Annotated in this window: 9 protein-coding genes; 6 read left to right on the forward strand and 3 right to left on the reverse strand. The window is 66.6% G+C overall.

The window, feature by feature from the left end:
- Positions 1-56: 56 nt before the first annotated feature.
- Together QRM60_RS10460 and QRM60_RS10465 are read left to right on the forward strand one after the other, a co-directional pair.
- Entirely contained in the window at positions 57-2060 is a 2004-nt protein-coding gene (locus QRM60_RS10460) for a TonB-dependent receptor (RefSeq protein ID WP_285446152.1), read from the forward strand.
- Positions 2060-3607: a PepSY domain-containing protein gene (locus tag QRM60_RS10465; protein ID WP_285446153.1), complete on the forward strand. Its 1548-nt coding sequence runs from the start codon at positions 2060-2062 to the stop codon at positions 3605-3607. Before QRM60_RS10460 ends, QRM60_RS10465 begins: the two co-directional genes overlap by 1 nt.
- 28 nt (positions 3608-3635) lie before the next feature.
- Here the strand turns inward: QRM60_RS10465 and QRM60_RS10470 are convergent, their stop codons facing one another.
- The 3 genes from QRM60_RS10470 to QRM60_RS10480 form a co-directional block, all read right to left on the reverse strand.
- A complete protein-coding gene (locus tag QRM60_RS10470) occupies positions 3636-4361 on the reverse strand; it encodes a phosphoadenylyl-sulfate reductase (RefSeq protein ID WP_285446154.1) in 726 nt (241 codons plus the stop codon).
- Positions 4358-6064 carry an assimilatory sulfite reductase (NADPH) hemoprotein subunit gene (gene cysI, locus QRM60_RS10475; protein ID WP_285446155.1) on the reverse strand — a complete coding sequence of 569 codons (1707 nt, stop codon included), beginning with the start codon at positions 6062-6064 and terminating at the stop codon, positions 4358-4360. Before cysI ends, QRM60_RS10470 begins: the two co-directional genes overlap by 4 nt.
- A 108-nt stretch (positions 6065-6172) precedes the next feature.
- On the reverse strand, positions 6173-8020 hold the full coding sequence (locus QRM60_RS10480; RefSeq protein WP_285446156.1) for an assimilatory sulfite reductase (NADPH) flavoprotein subunit: 1848 nt from the start codon (positions 8018-8020) through the stop codon (positions 6173-6175).
- Between the two features lie 178 nt (positions 8021-8198).
- Here QRM60_RS10480 and cysD point away from each other — a divergent pair, with 178 nt between their 5' ends.
- The 4 genes from cysD to QRM60_RS10500 all read left to right on the forward strand — a co-directional run bounded on the left by cysD (position 8199) and on the right by QRM60_RS10500 (position 15555).
- The gene (cysD, locus tag QRM60_RS10485) at positions 8199-9107 is read left to right on the forward strand and encodes a sulfate adenylyltransferase subunit CysD (RefSeq protein ID WP_043921924.1); all 909 of its coding nucleotides are present in this window, start codon (positions 8199-8201) and stop codon (positions 9105-9107) included.
- Positions 9108-9166: 59 nt separating this feature from the next.
- A complete protein-coding gene (gene cysN, locus QRM60_RS10490; protein ID WP_285446157.1) occupies positions 9167-11083 on the forward strand; it encodes a sulfate adenylyltransferase subunit CysN in 1917 nt (638 codons plus the stop codon).
- A 264-nt stretch (positions 11084-11347) separates the two neighbouring features.
- Complete coding sequence (locus tag QRM60_RS10495) at positions 11348-12433, forward strand: efflux RND transporter periplasmic adaptor subunit (protein WP_119959112.1); 1086 nt, start codon at positions 11348-11350, stop codon at positions 12431-12433.
- Complete coding sequence (locus tag QRM60_RS10500) at positions 12430-15555, forward strand: efflux RND transporter permease subunit (protein ID WP_285446158.1); 3126 nt, start codon at positions 12430-12432, stop codon at positions 15553-15555. Before QRM60_RS10495 ends, QRM60_RS10500 begins: the two co-directional genes overlap by 4 nt.
- Positions 15556-15938 lie beyond the last annotated feature (383 nt).

Consider the following 15938-nt stretch of genomic DNA (forward strand, 5'->3'; position numbering starts at 1 on the left):
GTTGTCCGTGCACGCACGGCAAAGGGTGTGACATGCGAGTGTGGTGGTTGAAAGCGATGTGGTCCGCGCCGTCGTTGGCGATGGCATGCGGGATGGCGGGTCTTGCACAGGCGCAGGACGCCGCATTGACCCTGGGCAAGGTGCAGGTGAACGCGCAGACCACGCGCGGGCAGAGTGCGGCGAGCGTGTTGAGTTCGGTGGACGTGATCGGCGGCGCGTTGCTGCACGATCAGCATGTGGACTACAGCTGGGAGCTGCTGATGCGTGCGCCCGGCGTACAGGTCACCCCATTCCGCATGGGTACCGACGCAGGGCGGTTTTCGTTCCGCGGCTTCAATGGCGAGGGGCGCATCAATGCGGTCAAGCTGCTGATCGACGGCATTCCCAGCAACGACAATGCCGGCGGCATGCCGTACCTGGATGCGGTGTTTCCGCAGGATATTTCGGCTATCGAGATCGTGCGCGGCACCAATGACGCGCGCTACGGACTGCATGCCATCGCCGGCAGTGTGGACGTGCTGACCCGCACCGGTGGCAATGATGGGCGACTGAGCGTGACTGCCGGCAGCTTCGGCGCGCGCGAAGTGCAGCTCGGAAAGGGCATCGAGCGCGGCGCCTGGAGCCAGAATTACGTGCTGGCCTGGCGCGATTCCGACGGTTACCGCGATCACGCCGATGCACGCAAACGCAGCGTGGCCGGTAAATGGTTCTACACCGACCCCGGCGGCGCATTTCGTGCCGGGCTGACCACCCGCTATTACGACAACCACGCACTGGAAGCCGGGTATCTGGATGCGGCCAGCGCACGTGCCGCGCCACGCAGCTCGCCCGCGTATGCGCAGGACGATCGCAGCGAACGCACGCTGCGCCAGACCGCGCTGCATGCGGACGGCACGCTTGGCAGTGATGCGCAGTGGAGCGCCAAGGCCTACCGCAACGAATACCACAACCAGCGCTGGGTGCGTTTTTCCGAAGCCGGCCTGCAACAGGAACGCGATACCGACGAGACCCATCAGGGCATGCTGCTGCGCGGCAACTGGCAGCCGGGCTGGCAGGCGCTACCGACCACGCTGGAGGCCGGCCTGGACGCGCAATGGCAGGACAACCAGTCGCAGCGCTACCGCACCGTGGCACGCGTGCGTGGCGCGCAGTTGCGTGACTGGGATTACGACCTGCGCACGCGCGGCGCCTACGTGCAGGCCATGTTGAAACCGACCGAGCGATTGCAGTTGGTGCCCGGCTACCGCATCGACCGCGTCGATGGCGAGCTGCGGGATCTGCGCGCCGGCATCACCGCACCAAGCTACGACTACGGCACCATCAAGCAGCCCAAATTCAGTGCCAGTTACCGGTTTGCCGGGCAGAGCAGTGCCTATGCGAATTGGGGGCGAACCTTCCAGATCGGCACCGGTGATGGGGCGTACCGCCGGCAGCCGGGCAACCTGGGTCCGTCGATCAACGATGGCTGGGAAGCGGGCTTCAAGTTCGCGCCCACCGCCGTGCTCGATGGCCGGCTGGCGTACTGGGAACAACGCGCGTCCGGCGAGGTGGCCACGATTCTGGGTGTGAATGGTGTGGCCGGCGTGGGCGATGTGGCCAACGTCGGGCGTACGCTGCGGCGCGGCTGGGATGCGCAGCTCAACCTGCAGCCGGCCGAGCACTGGCGTGCGTGGCTGTCGTATTCGCGGCAGAAGGCGAGCATCGCCACGCCCGATCCCAGTGCGCCGGCCACGCGCGGCCGCGAGATCGAAAACGTGCCGCATTGGCTGGCCACCGCGGGTGTGGAGTGGCAGCTCACCCCGGCGGTGCAGCTCAGTGCCTGGGGCAATGCGCAGGGCGACTATTACCTGGAGCGCACCAACACGCTGAGGCGCACCGGTGGCTATGCCTTGCTCAATCTTGGCGCGCGCTGGGCCGTGGATGCGCGCAATACGGTGTCGCTGCAACTGCGCAATGCCACCGACCGCAGCTATGTCTATGCCTGGTACGACAGCGGCAGCTCGGGCTATTCGCCGGGTGACGGCCGTGCACTGTCGCTGTCCTGGGATTGGAGTTTCTGATGTCAGTCTCTGCGACCCAGCACGTTGCCCCCGTGGCCGCTGCCGGCGAGATCGCGCAAGGGCGTCGTTGGCGCTTGTACCGCGCGGTGTGGCGCTGGCATTTCTATGCGGGATTGCTGGTGCTGCCCTTCATTGTCTGGCTGGCGCTGACCGGTGCGGCATTCCTCTACCACGATGCCATCGACCGCACGGCCCATCACGCATTGAAAGTGGTGCCGGTGGGCCCGGCGCGGTTGTCGGCGCAGCAGTTGGTGGATGCCGCGCAGCGTGCGCAGGCGGGGACGGTGTTTCGCTACACCACGCCCGACCGTGCCGATGCCAGCGCCGAGATCGGCGTGCTACGCACCGACGGCGCGCGCGAGGTGGTGTACGTGGACCCGTACAGCGCGCGTGTGCTGGGCATGCTGCCCGAGCATGGCACGCTGGCCTGGACCATTCGTCGACTGCACAGCCTGGACCTGCTCGGTCCCCTCGCGCGGGGCCTGATCGAAATGGCCGCGGGGTGGGCGATTGTGCTGGTGCTGACCGGCGTGTACCTGTGGTGGCCGCGCGGACGTCGCAGTGGGGTGGTGAGCGTGCGTGGCCGTCCCGCGCAGCGAGTGTTCTGGCGCGACCTGCACGCGGTCACCGGTGCCGGGGTTGGAGCGGTGCTGCTGTTTCTGGCCCTGACCGGCATGCCGTGGTCATGGCTGTGGGGCGCGCAGGTCAATCGCTGGGTCAACGGACACGACTTCGGTTACCCGGCCGGGCTACGCGTGCAGTTGCCGATGTCGCAACAGCGGCTCACCGACAGCGGCGAGCCGAGCTGGTCCTTGCGCCAGGCACGGCTGCCGCAATCGACGCTGCCATCCGACAGACCGATGCCGATGGACATGGGCGCAGCGGATGCCATGGCACCGGCGATGGCGCATGCCGAACACAGCGAACACGCTGCACATGCCGCACACGTTGCGCGTGCCTCACCAACCGATACCGCGCATGCCGAGCATGCCGCGCATGGTGGCGGCAGTGACTTGGGCGAAGCGCCAGGTGTCGGTGCCCTGGGGCTGGATGCGGCGCTGGCGCGTTTCGATGCGCGCGGCATCGCAGCCGGCTATAGCGTGGCGCTGCCACGTGGTGCCAGCGGTGTGTATACCGCTTCGGTGTATCCGGACGATTTGCAGCGGCAGCGGGTGATCCACCTGGATCAATACAGCGGTGCGGTGTTGCTGGACATGCGCTACCGCGATTACGGCCCGCTGGCGCGGGCGCTGGAATGGGGTATCAACGTGCACCTGGGCCAGCAATACGGCACCGCCAATCAACTGCTTTTGCTGCTGGCGTGCGCGGCCATCGTGTTGCTGTGTGTCAGCGCGGCGGTGATGTGGTGGAAGCGCCGCCCGGTCGGCGGTCTCGGTGTGCCGCCATTGCCGGCCGATCCGCGCACGCTGCGCGGCGTGCTGGCACTATTGGTGCTGTGCGGGCTGCTGTTCCCGCTGATGGGCGCATCGTTACTGCTGTTGTGGGCGTTCGATCATTACTGGAGCGTGCGCAGGCTGCGGCGGTGAGGCGCCGGCCTGCGCACTGCTGCGCGGCTCAGATGTCTTCGTGGATGCCGCACTCACGCTTGAGCCCGAAGAAGCGCGTGTCTTCTTCGCGCATGCCCGGCTCCCAGCGACGGGTGGTGTGGAAGTCACCGATCGATACATAGCCCTGTTCCCACAGCGGGTGATACGGCAGTGCGTGCACCTGCAGGTATTGCCAGACGTCGCGGTCGGTCCAGTCGGCAATCGGGCTGATCTTGTAGCGGTCCCCGCGCTTCTGCACGATCGGCGTCTGTGCGCGCCCACCGGACTGGCTGCGGCGTAGGCCGGTGAACCAGGTGCCGACGTTGAGTTCGTCCAGTGCGCGGCGCATCGGTTCGACCTTGCGCAGGTTGTTGTACTGGTCGATGCCCACCATGCCCTGTTCCCACAAGCGGCCGTGGCGTGCCTCCATCCAGGCGCGGCTGACCAGCGGCCGATACACCTGCAGGTTGAGCGAGAGGCGTTCGGTCAATGCATCGGCAAAGCGGTAGGTTTCCGGGAACAGGTAGCCGGTGTCGATCAGGATCACCGGGATGTCCGGGCGCTGCTGGGTGAGCAGGTGCAACGTCACCGCCGACTGCGCGCCGAAGCTGGACGATAGCGCCGCCTGCTGCGGGCCGTGCTGCAGCGCCCAGGCAACGCGTTCGTCGGCGCGCAGCGTCTCCAGGTGCGCGTTGAGCGCGTCCAGGTCGTCCAGCGAAGGAGCGGCGATCGATGTGGCAGGCAGCGCGGTCATGCGAGCAATTCCAGGTCGAGATGACGGTGGGTGGGGTAGGGCGGCAGGGCGATCAGGCCGTTGCGATGCAGGAAGTCGCCGAAGCCTTCATCGGTGTGTGGGTCGCGCTCTGCGGCGTAACGGGCCAGCAGCGGCTCGAGCGCGGCGAGGATGTCGGCCTCGTTGATGTTTTCGCGGTACAGCGTGTTCAAGCGTTGGCCGCGGCGGTCGCCGCCCAGCATCAGGTTGTAGCGGCCCGGTGCCTTGCCGACCAACGCGATTTCAGCCAGATACGGCCGCGAACAGCCATTCGGGCAACCGGACAGGCGCAGCACGATCGGCGTCTGCGCCAGCCCGTGGCGCTCCAGCAGCGGCTGCAGCGCTGCACTGAAATCCGGCAGATAGCGCTCGGCCTCGGCCATGGCCAGCCCGCAGGTCGGCAAGGCCACACAGGCCATCGCGCCGCGCGCCAACGCGGTCGGCGCCAGGTTGCCGGCGTCCAGGCCGTACTGCGCCACCAGTTGGTCGATCTGCGCGCGCTGGTTGGCCGGTACGCCGGCAATCACCAGGTTCTGATTGGGCGTCATGCGGAACTCGCCCACCTGCAACTGCGCGATCGCGCGCAGCCCGCTCAGATGTGCGGCCGTGTCGGTGTCGGCAATGCGCCCGGCCGGCAGCGACAGCGTCAGATGCCAATCGCCCTGTTCACCCTCCACCCAGCCGTAGCGGTCGCCGTTGTGCGCGAATGCAAACGGCTGCGCAGGTTGCAAGGTGAATCCCGCGCGGCGTTCGATCTCCGCCACGATGTTCTCCAGGCCGTGATCGTCGATGGTGTACTTGAAGCGCGCGCGTTTGCGTACGGCGCGATTGCCGAGGTCGCGCTGGGTGGTGACCACGGCCGTGGCGATATCCAGCAACTGATCACGGGTGACGAAGCCGATCACGTTGGCGATGCGCGGCCAGGTTTCCGCATCGCCGTGGCTGGCGCCCATGCCGCCGCCGATGCTGACGTTGTAGCCGAGCAGCTGTCCCTCGCGCAGGATGGCGATGAAGCCCAGGTCGTTGGCGAATACGTCCACATCGTTATGCGGTGGCGCGGCAAAGCCGATCTTGAATTTGCGCGGCAGGTAGCGGTCGCCGTAGATCGGCTCGTCTTCAGCGCCTGAGCCGGACACGCGCTCTTCGTCCAGCCAGATCTCGTAATAGGCACGCGTGTTGGGCAGCAGATGCTCGGACACGCGCGCGGCATCGGCATACAGCGTGGCATGCGCCTGCGACAGCAGCGGGTTGGCCGCCACCTGCACATTGCGATTCACATCGCCGCAGGCGGCCAGCGTGTCGATCAAGGTGGCGTTGATCGCCTGCATCGTGGCCTTGAGCTCGCGCTTGATCACGCCATGGAACTGGAACGCCTGGCGCGTGGTGATGCGCAGCGAATGATTGGCATAGCGCGTGGCGATGCCATCCAGTGCAAGCCACTGGCTGGGTGAAATCACCCCGCCCGGCGTGCGCGTGCGGATCATGAACTGATACGCCGGCTCGAGCTTTTGCCGCCGCCGCTCATCGCGGATGTCGCGGTCGTCCTGCTGGTAGCTGCCGTGGTACTTGATCAGCGTCTGATCGTCCTCGCGCAACGCCCCGGTGACCGGATCGGCCAGGCTCTGCTCCAGCGACCCGCGCAAGCGGCGGCTGGTGGATTTGATGTCTTCGACGGAGTGGGTCATGGGAATCGGGAATCGGGAAAGGGGAATCGTGAAAAGCGGCGTGGTCGCTCGCGACAATTCGGGTGCAGGCCGTACCCACTCCCGATTCCCCACTCCCGAATCCCTGCTTCAATAAACATCGCGCGCATAGCGTCCCTCCACCTGCAGGCGGGTGAGATACGCTGCGGCCGCTTCGGCATCGAGTGCGCCGTGGGTGGCGACGATGTCCAGCAGCGCGGCGTGCACGTCCTTGCCCATGCCGATCGCGCCGCACACATACACATGCGCGCCGCCTTGCAGCCAGGCATAGACCTCTGCGCCGCGCGCGCGCAGGCGGTGTTGCACGTAGATCTTCTCTGCCGCGTCGCGCGAGAACGCCAGTTCCAGTGCGTGCAGCTCGCCGCGCTGCAGCGCCTGCTGCCATTCGGCCTGATACAGGAAGTCGGTGTTGAAGTGCTGCGCACCGAAGAACAGCCAGTTGCGTCCCTTGGCGCCGGTTTCGGCACGTTCCTGCACGAATGCGCGGAACGGTGCCACGCCGGTGCCGGGGCCGATCATCAGGATGTCGCGGTCCGGATCTGCCGGCACGCGGAAGCGCTCGTTCGGTTCGATATACACCGGCGCGGTGTCGCCTTCGGCCAGTGCCGCCAGAAATCCGCTGGCCGAACCCACGTGCCCATGGCCGTACGCCTGGTAATGCAGTTCATCCACCACCAGGTGCACTTCCTCGCCCACGCGCTTGCGGCTGGAGGCGATGGAATACAGGCGTGGGGTGAGCGGACGCAGGGCAGCCAGCAGGCCGCCGTGGTCCCAATCCGCCGGCCAGCGTCGCAGCACGTCGATCAACTGGTGATCGGAGAGCAGCGATGCCAGGCCGGCAGTCTGGGTCGGGGTGAGTAGCGCCTGCAGTTCGTCTGCATGGGCACGCTCGGCGTGGGCGGCCAGGAAGGGCCGCGAGAGCTTGGTCAGCTCGCGCCGCGTGGCAAGCCACTCGTTCAAGGCCAGAGTGTCCTCGCCGATGGTGACCGACGCATGACCATCCAGGCGCAGGCTCTCCAGCACCGCATCGACCAGCGCCGGCGGGTTGCGGTGACGGATGCCGAGCGCATCGCCGGGCTCATAGCTGAGCCCGCTGCCATCCAGCGAGAACTCCAGGTGGCGCACCCGCTTGATCGCCGGGCCATAGACACGGAAGCCCGGGCCCTTGAAATCGCGTCCGCTGATGATCTGGTTGGCCAGCAACTCGGCGGCGAACGGGTGCTGCTGCGACCACACCGGCGCGGCCGGCTGGCTGCGCAGCGGCGTGACCGTGGCCGATGGCTGGGCACTCTTGAGCTGCTCGCGCGCATGCCGCAGCGCGTGCGTGCGCCAGGGAGTGGCGACGCTGTCGATGTCCAGGTCGGCTTCGCCGCGCGGCTGCACGCGGCTGCCGCCGAGTTCGGCCAGGCGCTCGTCGATCCGCCGCGCAATGCCGCAGAAATCGGCGTAGCTGGAATCGCCCAGGCCCAGTACTGCGTACTTGAGCTCCGGCAGCTTGGGCGCGCGGCGGCCGCTCAGGAATTCGACCAAGCCAATCGCATCATCCGGGGGATCGCCTTCACCCTGGGTGCTGATCACCACGTACAACAGGCGTTCGCTGGCCAGCTCGCGGGCGGGGTAGGCGTCGGCGCGCAGCAGGCGCACGTTCACGCCGGCGGCCTCGGCCTCGGCGGCCAGTTGCTCGGCCTGCCGCCGGGCATTGCCGGTCTGGCTGCCGTACAGCACGGTCAGGCGCTGGCTCTCGTGCGCCACTGCATGCACCTGGCCACCCGGCAGCACCGCCAGCGAGCGCGGCGGGTGACCCTGGGCCAAGCCGGCGGTATACCCGGACAGCCACCACAGGGACGGGGCGTCCAGACCGTCGACCAGACGCTCCAGCAGCGCCTTGCGCTCGTCGGGCAAGGGGCTGGGCGGCACGGCGGGGCTGGCGGCGGTCATTCGGTTCCAGGGAGGGGAATGGATGAACGATGTTAGGGAAGCGTTCGCTCCGCCAGAAAGGATCAGCCGTTATCGCGTTATGCCGGGTGCTTATTTCGGCCCGGCATGGGCCCGCCACACACTGCGCTGCCTTGCCCTACCATCGGCTGGTCTCGCCGCCGATGCCAACGACACGCTGATGACCCTGCCGCCCCTGTCCCATCTCGACCGTCTCGAGGCCGAGAGCATCCACATCCTGCGCGAGGTCGCCGCCGAGTTCCGTGCGCCGGTGATGCTGTATTCGGTCGGCAAGGACAGCTCGGTGCTGCTGCACCTGCTGCTCAAGGCCTTTGCCCCCTCGCCACCGCCGATCCCGCTGCTGCACGTGGACACACGCTGGAAATTCCGCGAGATGATCGCCTTCCGCGACCGCCGTGCGGCCGAGACCGCGGTGGACCTGCGCGTGCACATCAACCCGGACGGCGTCGCGCAGGACATCGGCCCGATCAGCCATGGCGCGGCGGTGCACACCGACGTGATGAAGACCCAGGGCCTGAAGCAGGCACTGGAGCAGGGCGGCTTCGATGCGGCGATTGGCGGGGCGCGCCGGGACGAAGAGAAATCGCGCGCCAAGGAGCGCGTGTTCTCGTTCCGCAATGCACGCCATCGCTGGGACCCGAAGAATCAGCGCCCGGAGCTGTGGAATCTCTACAACGCGCGCACCAAACCTGGCGAAAGCGTGCGCGTGTTTCCGCTGTCCAACTGGACCGAGCTGGATATCTGGCTGTACATCTACCGCGAACGTATTCCGGTGGTGCCGTTGTACTTCGCCGCGCCGCGCCCGGTGGTGCAGCGCGACGGCGCCTGGATCATGGTCGACGACGACCGCCTGCCGCTGCACCCTGGCGAAACCCCGCAACTGCGCTCGGTGCGCTTTCGCACGCTGGGCTGCTACCCGCTGACCGGCGCGATTGAATCCACCGCCGACACGCTGGAAGCGGTGATCGCCGAGATGCTGGTCAGCACCAGCTCCGAACGCCAGGGCCGCATGATCGACCACGCACCAGGCGCATCGATGGAGCAGAAGAAACTCGAGGGGTATTTTTGATGGGCCGGGATTTGGGAGTTGGGATTGGGGATTCGCAACAGCGAGTCGCGGCGGGAGCGATGGAGGAAGGAGCTGCATTTGCAAATCCCCAATCCCCACTCTCCAATCCCGGTGCCATCGGCGCCTATCTGCAGCAGCACGAATCCAAACCGCTGCTGCGCTTCATCACTTGCGGCAGTGTTGACGATGGCAAGAGCACGCTGATCGGGCGGTTGTTGTATGACAGCAAGCGGCTGTTCGATGACCAGCTGGCCGCGCTGGAAAGCGACAGCAAGCGCCATGGCACGCAGGGCGAAGGCATCGACTACGCCTTGTTGATGGATGGGCTGGCCGCCGAGCGCGAGCAGGGCATCACTATCGATGTGGCCTACCGCTACTTCGATACCGACCAACGCAAGTTCATCGTCGCCGATTGCCCCGGGCATGAGCAGTACACGCGCAATATGGCCACCGGCGCCTCTACCGCCGATGTGGCGGTGGTGCTGGTGGATGCGCGCAAGGGCGTGCTGGTGCAGACGCGGCGGCACAGCTACATCGTCTCGTTGCTGGGCATTCGCCACGTGGTGCTGGCGGTCAACAAGATGGACCTGGTGGACTATGACGCGCAGGTGTTCGCCACCATCGTCGACAGCTACCGCGCCCTGGCGGCGCAGCTGGGCATTGCCGATGTGCAGTGCATTCCGCTGTCGGCACTGGCCGGCGACAACCTGTCCAGCGCGTCCACCCGCATGCCGTGGTACCAGGGGCCGCATCTGCTGCAGCATCTGGACAGCGTGCAGCTGGAGACGCCCGATGCAGTGAGTGGGTTGCGCCTGCCGGTGCAGTGGGTCAATCGCCCCAACGCGCAGTTCCGTGGCTATGCCGGCACCATTGCTGCCGGCCAGGTACGCACCGGCGATGCGGTGGTGGTGGTGCCGTCCGGGCGACGCGCGCATGTGGCGAGCGTGCTGGATGTCAATGGCGTGGTCGACAGCGCACGCGCCGGGCAGGCCGTGACGCTGACCTTGCGCGAAGAGATCGACATCAGCCGTGGCGACATCATCGCCGCCGTGGACGACCCGCCGGAAGTGGCCGACCAGTTCGCCGCGCACGTGCTGTGGATGGACGATGCCGCATTGCTGCCGGGCCGCCCGTACTGGCTCAAGATCGGCACCCGCACCGTCACCGCCAGCATCAGCGAGATCAAGCACAAGGTTGATGTGAACACGCAGGAGCGGCTGGCCGCCAAGCGACTGGAGCTCAACGAGGTGGGCTACTGCAACCTGTCGCTGGACGAGCCGATCGCCTTTGCTCCGTACGCGCGCAACCGCGTGCTGGGCGGCTTCATCCTGATCGACCGGCAGACCAATGCCACGGTCGCGGCCGGTGCGCTGGAGTTTGCGCTGCGCCGCGCCGGCAACGTGCATTGGCAGCACCTGGATGTGGATCGCGCCGCGCGCGCGCGCATCAAGGGCCAGGCGCCACGTGTGCTGTGGTTCACCGGCCTGTCCGGTGCCGGCAAGTCCACGGTGGCCAACCTGGTGGACAAGCGCCTGCATGCGCTGGGCTATCACACCTTCATCCTGGACGGCGACAACGTGCGCCACGGGCTCAACCGCGATCTGGGCTTCACCGACGAGGACCGCGTGGAAAACATCCGCCGTGTGGCCGAAGTGGCACGGCTGATGGCCGATGCCGGGCTGATCGTGCTGGTGAGCTTCATTTCCCCGTTCCGTGCCGAACGCCAGCTGGCACGCGAGCGCTTCGACTCGGGAGAATTCGTCGAAGTGTTCGTGGACGTGCCGCTGGCGGTCGCCGAGGCACGCGACGTGAAAGGCCTCTACCGCAAGGCCCGCGCCGGGCAGATTCCCAATTTCACCGGGATCGATTCGCCGTACGAGGCGCCCGAGCGCCCGGAAATCCATCTTCACGCCGATGGTGAGAACGTAGAGGCGCTGGCGCGACATGTCCTGGAATACCTGGGCCTGGAGCGCTGAGGGCAGGCTGCAACAACGCAATCAAGCGGTGGTCAGACAGGGCAGCAACAGGTGCATAGGCGCCGGCACGTACGCAGGTACGGGCCGCTTCCGGTACCGCTGATGCCAGTCTGAGCGACGTGCGCGCGCTGTGGTGGCTGCCTGAGCACCGCATCGTGGCGACGAGGACAAGGGTCTTTGGTCATGGTGCAAAGCACGCCCTTTTCGTCAACCGCATGGCGGCTGGGTCGTTAAACTTTCGCCGTACCCCGCCAGGATGTTCTGATGCTTGTTCGACCCAGCGCACGTTTTTGCGTGGCGCTTTTGTTGGCCGTCGGGCTGACCAGTTGCGCCCGCCAGACCAGTGCGCCCGCCGCCAGCAAACCGATTCCGGTCGTCGTGCAAGCGGTGAGCGTGCAGCCATGGAATTCGACCGTGCAGTCGATCGCGACCGTGCGTGCGCGCGAGTCGGTGGCGCTGACCGCCGCGGTGAGCGATGTGGTGGAGCAGGTCAACTTCGACAGCGGCGACGAGGTCAAGGCCGGGCAGCTGCTGCTGCGCCTGCGTGGCAATTCGCAGCAGGCCGCGTTGACCGCTGCCCAGGCCACCTTCGAGGAAACCGAGCAGCTGTATCGGCGCCAGCTGAGCCTGGTCGGCCAGCAACTGGTGGCCAAATCCACCGTGGACACCCAACGTGCGCTGCGCGACGCCGCCGAGGCACGCGTGCAGCAGATGCGCGCGGAGATCACCGACCGCGAGGTGCGCGCGCCGTTCTCCGGCGTGCTCGGCATCCGCCAGGTCAGCCCCGGGTCGCTGATCACCGCCAGCACCGTGATCACCACGCTCGATGATGTCGAGCGCATGTATGTGGATTTCCAGGTGCCCGAGTCGCAGCTCGGCCTGGTCGAGCTTGGCAACGCGGTCAACGGCAGTGCCGCCGCCTACCCGGGCGCGCAGTTCGAAGGTGAAGTGGCGGCGATCGATTCGCGTATTGATGAAACCACGCGGTCGGTGACCGTGCGGGCGGATTTCCCCAACGACGACCGCCGGTTGCGCCCGGGCATGTTGCTGGATGTGCGGCTGTTCCAGCCAGCGCGGCAGGCGCTGGTGATTCCGGAGATTGCGGTGGTGCAGGTGGGGCGCGAGTCGTATGTGTTCCGGGTCAAGCCGGACAGCAGCGTGGAGCGCGCCGACGTGCGGCTGGGCGAGCGCCGCGATGGCAAGGTGGAAATCCTCGAAGGCGTCAAACCCGGTGAGCGCATCGTGGTGGATGGCACCGGCAAGTTGCGTCCGGGCCTGAAGATCGACGCGCAGGCCGCGCCGGCAAACGCCAGTGCGACCGCCACCGCCGGCAAGCAGGCCGTGCAATGAAGCTCTCCGATCTGTCCATTACCCGCCCGGTGATGGCGGTGGTGATGAGCCTGTTGCTGATCGTGCTGGGCGTGATGTCTTTCACCCGGCTCACGCTGCGTGAATTGCCGGCGATCGACCCGCCCATCGTCTCGGTGGACGTGGAGTACACCGGCGCCTCGGCGGCAGTGGTGGAAAGCCGCATCACCCAGGTGCTGGAAGACGCATTGGCCGGCATCGAGGGGATCGAAACCATCGAGGCGCGCAGCCGCAATGGTTCGTCGGACATCAGCATCGAGTTCGTGCCGACGCGCGACGTGGAAGCGGCCGCAAACGACGTGCGCGATGCGGTCAGCCGCGTGTCCGACCGCATGCCGGATCAGGCACGTCCGCCGGAGATTTCCAAGGTCGAAGCCGACGCCGACCCCATCCTGTGGCTCAACATGAGCTCCAGCACGATGGACACGCTGCAGCTGTCCGACTACGCCGAACGCTATGTCGTTGACCGCTTCTCCAGCCTGGACGGCGTGGCGCAGGTGCGCATCGGCGGGCGGCAGCGCTATGCGATGCGCATCTGGCTGGACCGCGACCAATTGGCCGCGCGCGCACTCACCGTGGCCGATGTGGAAACCGCGCTGCAGAACGAAAACGTGGAGTTGCCGGCCGGCAGCATCGAATCGGCGCAGCGCGACTTCACCTTGCGCGTGGAGCGCAGCTATCTCAAGCCGGAGGACTTCGCCAAGCTGCCGCTGAGCAAGGGCGAGGGCGGCTATGTGGTGCGGCTGGGCGACGTGGCCAAGGTGGAGCTCACCTCGGCCGAACGGCGCGCGTATTTCCAGAGCAATGGCGTGCCCAACGTGGGCCTGGGCATCGTGCGCAACTCCACCGCCAACGCGCTGGATGTGGCACGCGAAGCACGCGCGCAGGCCGAAGAAATCCAGAAGACCCTGCCGCAGGGCACCAACATCTTCGTCGCCTTCGACACCACCACCTTCATCGATGCGGCGGTGGAGCGCGTCTATCACACGCTGATCGAAGCGGTTGTGCTGGTGCTGGTGGTGATCTGGGTGTTCTTGGGCAGCGCACGCGCGGCCTTGATTCCGGCCGTTACCGTGCCGGTGTGTCTGATCGCCGCGTTCATTGCGCTGTACGCGTTCGATTTCTCGATCAACCTGCTCACCCTGCTCGCGTTGGTGCTGTGTATCGGCCTGGTGGTCGACGATGCGATTGTAGTGGTGGAAAACATCCAGCGCCGCATCGACCTCGGCGAGCCGCCGCTGGTGGCCGCCAAGCGCGGTACCGGCCAGGTGGCGTTCGCGGTGATTGCGACCACCGCGGTGCTGGTGGCGGTGTTTTTGCCGGTGGGCTTTCTGGAAGGCAATACCGGGCGGCTGTTCCGTGAGCTGGCGGTGGCACTGGCGGCAGCGGTGGCGATTTCGGCCTTCGTGGCGCTGACGCTCACGCCGATGATGTCGTCCAAGCTGTTGCGCGCGCACGACCAGGCCAAGCCCAATCGGTTCCATCAGTGGTTCAACGGGCGCATGCAAGCGGTGTCGGCCGCCTACGGGCGATCGCTGGAGCGGCATGTGCAGCGCACCTGGATCTTCGCGCTACTGATGCTGTTGGCGCTGGGCGCCAGCGCGTGGTTGATGAGCCGCATTCCGTCCGAACTGGCTCCGGCCGAGGACCGCGGCAACTTCCAGATCATGATCGACGGCCCGGAAGGTGCGGGCTTCGATTACACGGTTGGCCAGATGCATCAGGTGGAAGACATCCTGCGCCCATACGTGGGCGCGGACAAACCCATCGTGCGTGCCAATCCGCGCGTGCCCGGCGGGTTTGGCAGCAGCGAGGAAATGCACACCGGCCGCGTGAGTGTGTTCCTGCAGGATTGGGAAAAACGTGACCGCCCCACCACCGAGGTTGCCGACGAACTGCAGCAGAAACTCAACGTGCTGACTGGCGTGCGTGCCCGTACCCAGGTGAGCGGCGGGCTGGTGCGCAGCCGCGGCCAACCATTCCAGATGGTGCTGGGCGGCCCGGATTACGCGGAGATCGCGCAATGGCGCGACCGCATCCTGCAGCGCATGGAATCCAATCCCGGCCTGGTGGGCGCGGATTCGGACTACAAGGAAACCCGCCCGCAGATGCGCGTGAATATCGATCGCCTGCGCGCGGCAGATCTGGGCGTGTCGGTCACTGCGATTGGCGGCGCGCTGGAAGCGTTGATGGGCTCGCGCCGCGTGACCACCTTCGTCGACAACGGCGAGGAATACGACGTGATGCTGCAGGCCGGCCGCGAAGGCCGCATGTCGCCCGAAGACCTCACCGCCATCCGCGTGCGCTCGATCCGTGGCGAGCTGATTCCGCTCTCCAACCTGGTCACGCTCAGCGAAGTGGCTGAAGCCGGCACCTTGAACCGCTTCAATCGCCTACGCGCGATCACCATCAGTGCCGGTCTGGCGCCGGGCTATCCGCTGGGCGATGCCATCGCGTGGGCCCAGCAGACTGCGCAGGAAGAGTTGCCCGAATACGCGCGGGTGGAATGGAAGGGCGAATCGCGTGAGTACCAGCAATCCGGCAGTGCGGTGTTGCTCACCTTCGGCATGGCCTTGCTGGTGGTGTACCTGGTGCTGGCCGCGCAGTTCGAGAGCTTCGCCCATCCGCTGGTGATCATGCTGACGGTGCCGCTGGCGGTGCTGGGCGCGCTGGTCGGCCTGTGGCTCACCGGCGGCACGCTCAATCTGTTCAGTCAGATCGGCATCGTGATGTTGGTGGGCTTGGCGGCCAAGAACGGCATTCTGATCGTGGAGTTTGCCAATCAGCTGCGCGACGAAGGCCGCAGTGTGCATGCGGCTATCGTCGAATCGGCATCGGTGCGCCTGCGCCCGATCCTGATGACCTCCATCGCCACGGTGGTCGGCGCGATTCCGTTGGTGGTGGCCGGCGGGCCCGGCTCGGCCAGCCGCGCCACCATCGGCGTGGTGGTGATCTTTGGTGTGTCGTTGTCCACGCTGCTCTCGCTGTACGTGGTGCCGGCGTTCTACAGCCTGATCGCCCCGTACACCAAGTCGCCCGAAGCGCTGGCGCGCGAGCTGGATGCATTGGAGGCACGCACGCCTTCGGTGGGTGGACACGCGTAATCCGAGTGCCGGCTGCGGATTTCGCTGCCGGCAATCGCTGCGCTGCCGAGCGATCGTTTCGGCATCCTGTGACGTAGCCCAACCAGTAACTGCGTATAGCCTGCTGCGCCGCGTGCGAGCAGGCGGCACGCGTGGTGCGCGCAGCGCCCTGCAATGCAGGCCATCCCATGCATGCATGTGGCCAAGCTGCATGCAATGACTCATGAGCTGCGGCACTGCCCCGCGTGTGATGCACAACCGGCGCTGTGTCGCCGCCAGCTGCCAGCCAACATGCCGACTTTGGCGGCGCGCGGCCGCAGCTGCGTGCACCGCCCGTGCAATGACTATGGTCACATGACAGCACTGCCTGGCTGTGGTCGACTTCGGCGGTTACCTTGACCGGA

The sequence above is a fragment of the Xanthomonas sp. fls2-241-TYG-148 genome (assembly GCF_030208815.1).
GTDB lineage: Bacteria > Pseudomonadota > Gammaproteobacteria > Xanthomonadales > Xanthomonadaceae > Xanthomonas > Xanthomonas campestris.

Bases quoted from the DNA above. Each gene is read 5' to 3' on its own strand.
- QRM60_RS10470 (WP_285446154.1), bottom strand. From the start codon at position 4,361: ATGACCGCGCTGCCTGCCACATCGATCGCCGCTCCTTCGCTGGACGAC.
- QRM60_RS10500 (WP_285446158.1), top strand. From the start codon at position 12,430: ATGAAGCTCTCCGATCTGTCCATTACCCGCCCGGTGATGGCGGTGGTG.
- QRM60_RS10460 (WP_285446152.1), top strand. From the start codon at position 57: ATGTGGTCCGCGCCGTCGTTGGCGATGGCATGCGGGATGGCGGGTCTT.
- QRM60_RS10480 (WP_285446156.1), bottom strand. From the start codon at position 8,020: ATGACCGCCGCCAGCCCCGCCGTGCCGCCCAGCCCCTTGCCCGACGAG.
- cysD (WP_043921924.1), top strand. From the start codon at position 8,199: ATGACCCTGCCGCCCCTGTCCCATCTCGACCGTCTCGAGGCCGAGAGC.
- cysI (WP_285446155.1), bottom strand. From the start codon at position 6,064: ATGACCCACTCCGTCGAAGACATCAAATCCACCAGCCGCCGCTTGCGC.
- cysN (WP_285446157.1), top strand. From the start codon at position 9,167: ATGGAGGAAGGAGCTGCATTTGCAAATCCCCAATCCCCACTCTCCAAT.
- QRM60_RS10465 (WP_285446153.1), top strand. From the start codon at position 2,060: ATGTCAGTCTCTGCGACCCAGCACGTTGCCCCCGTGGCCGCTGCCGGC.
- QRM60_RS10495 (WP_119959112.1), top strand. From the start codon at position 11,348: ATGCTTGTTCGACCCAGCGCACGTTTTTGCGTGGCGCTTTTGTTGGCC.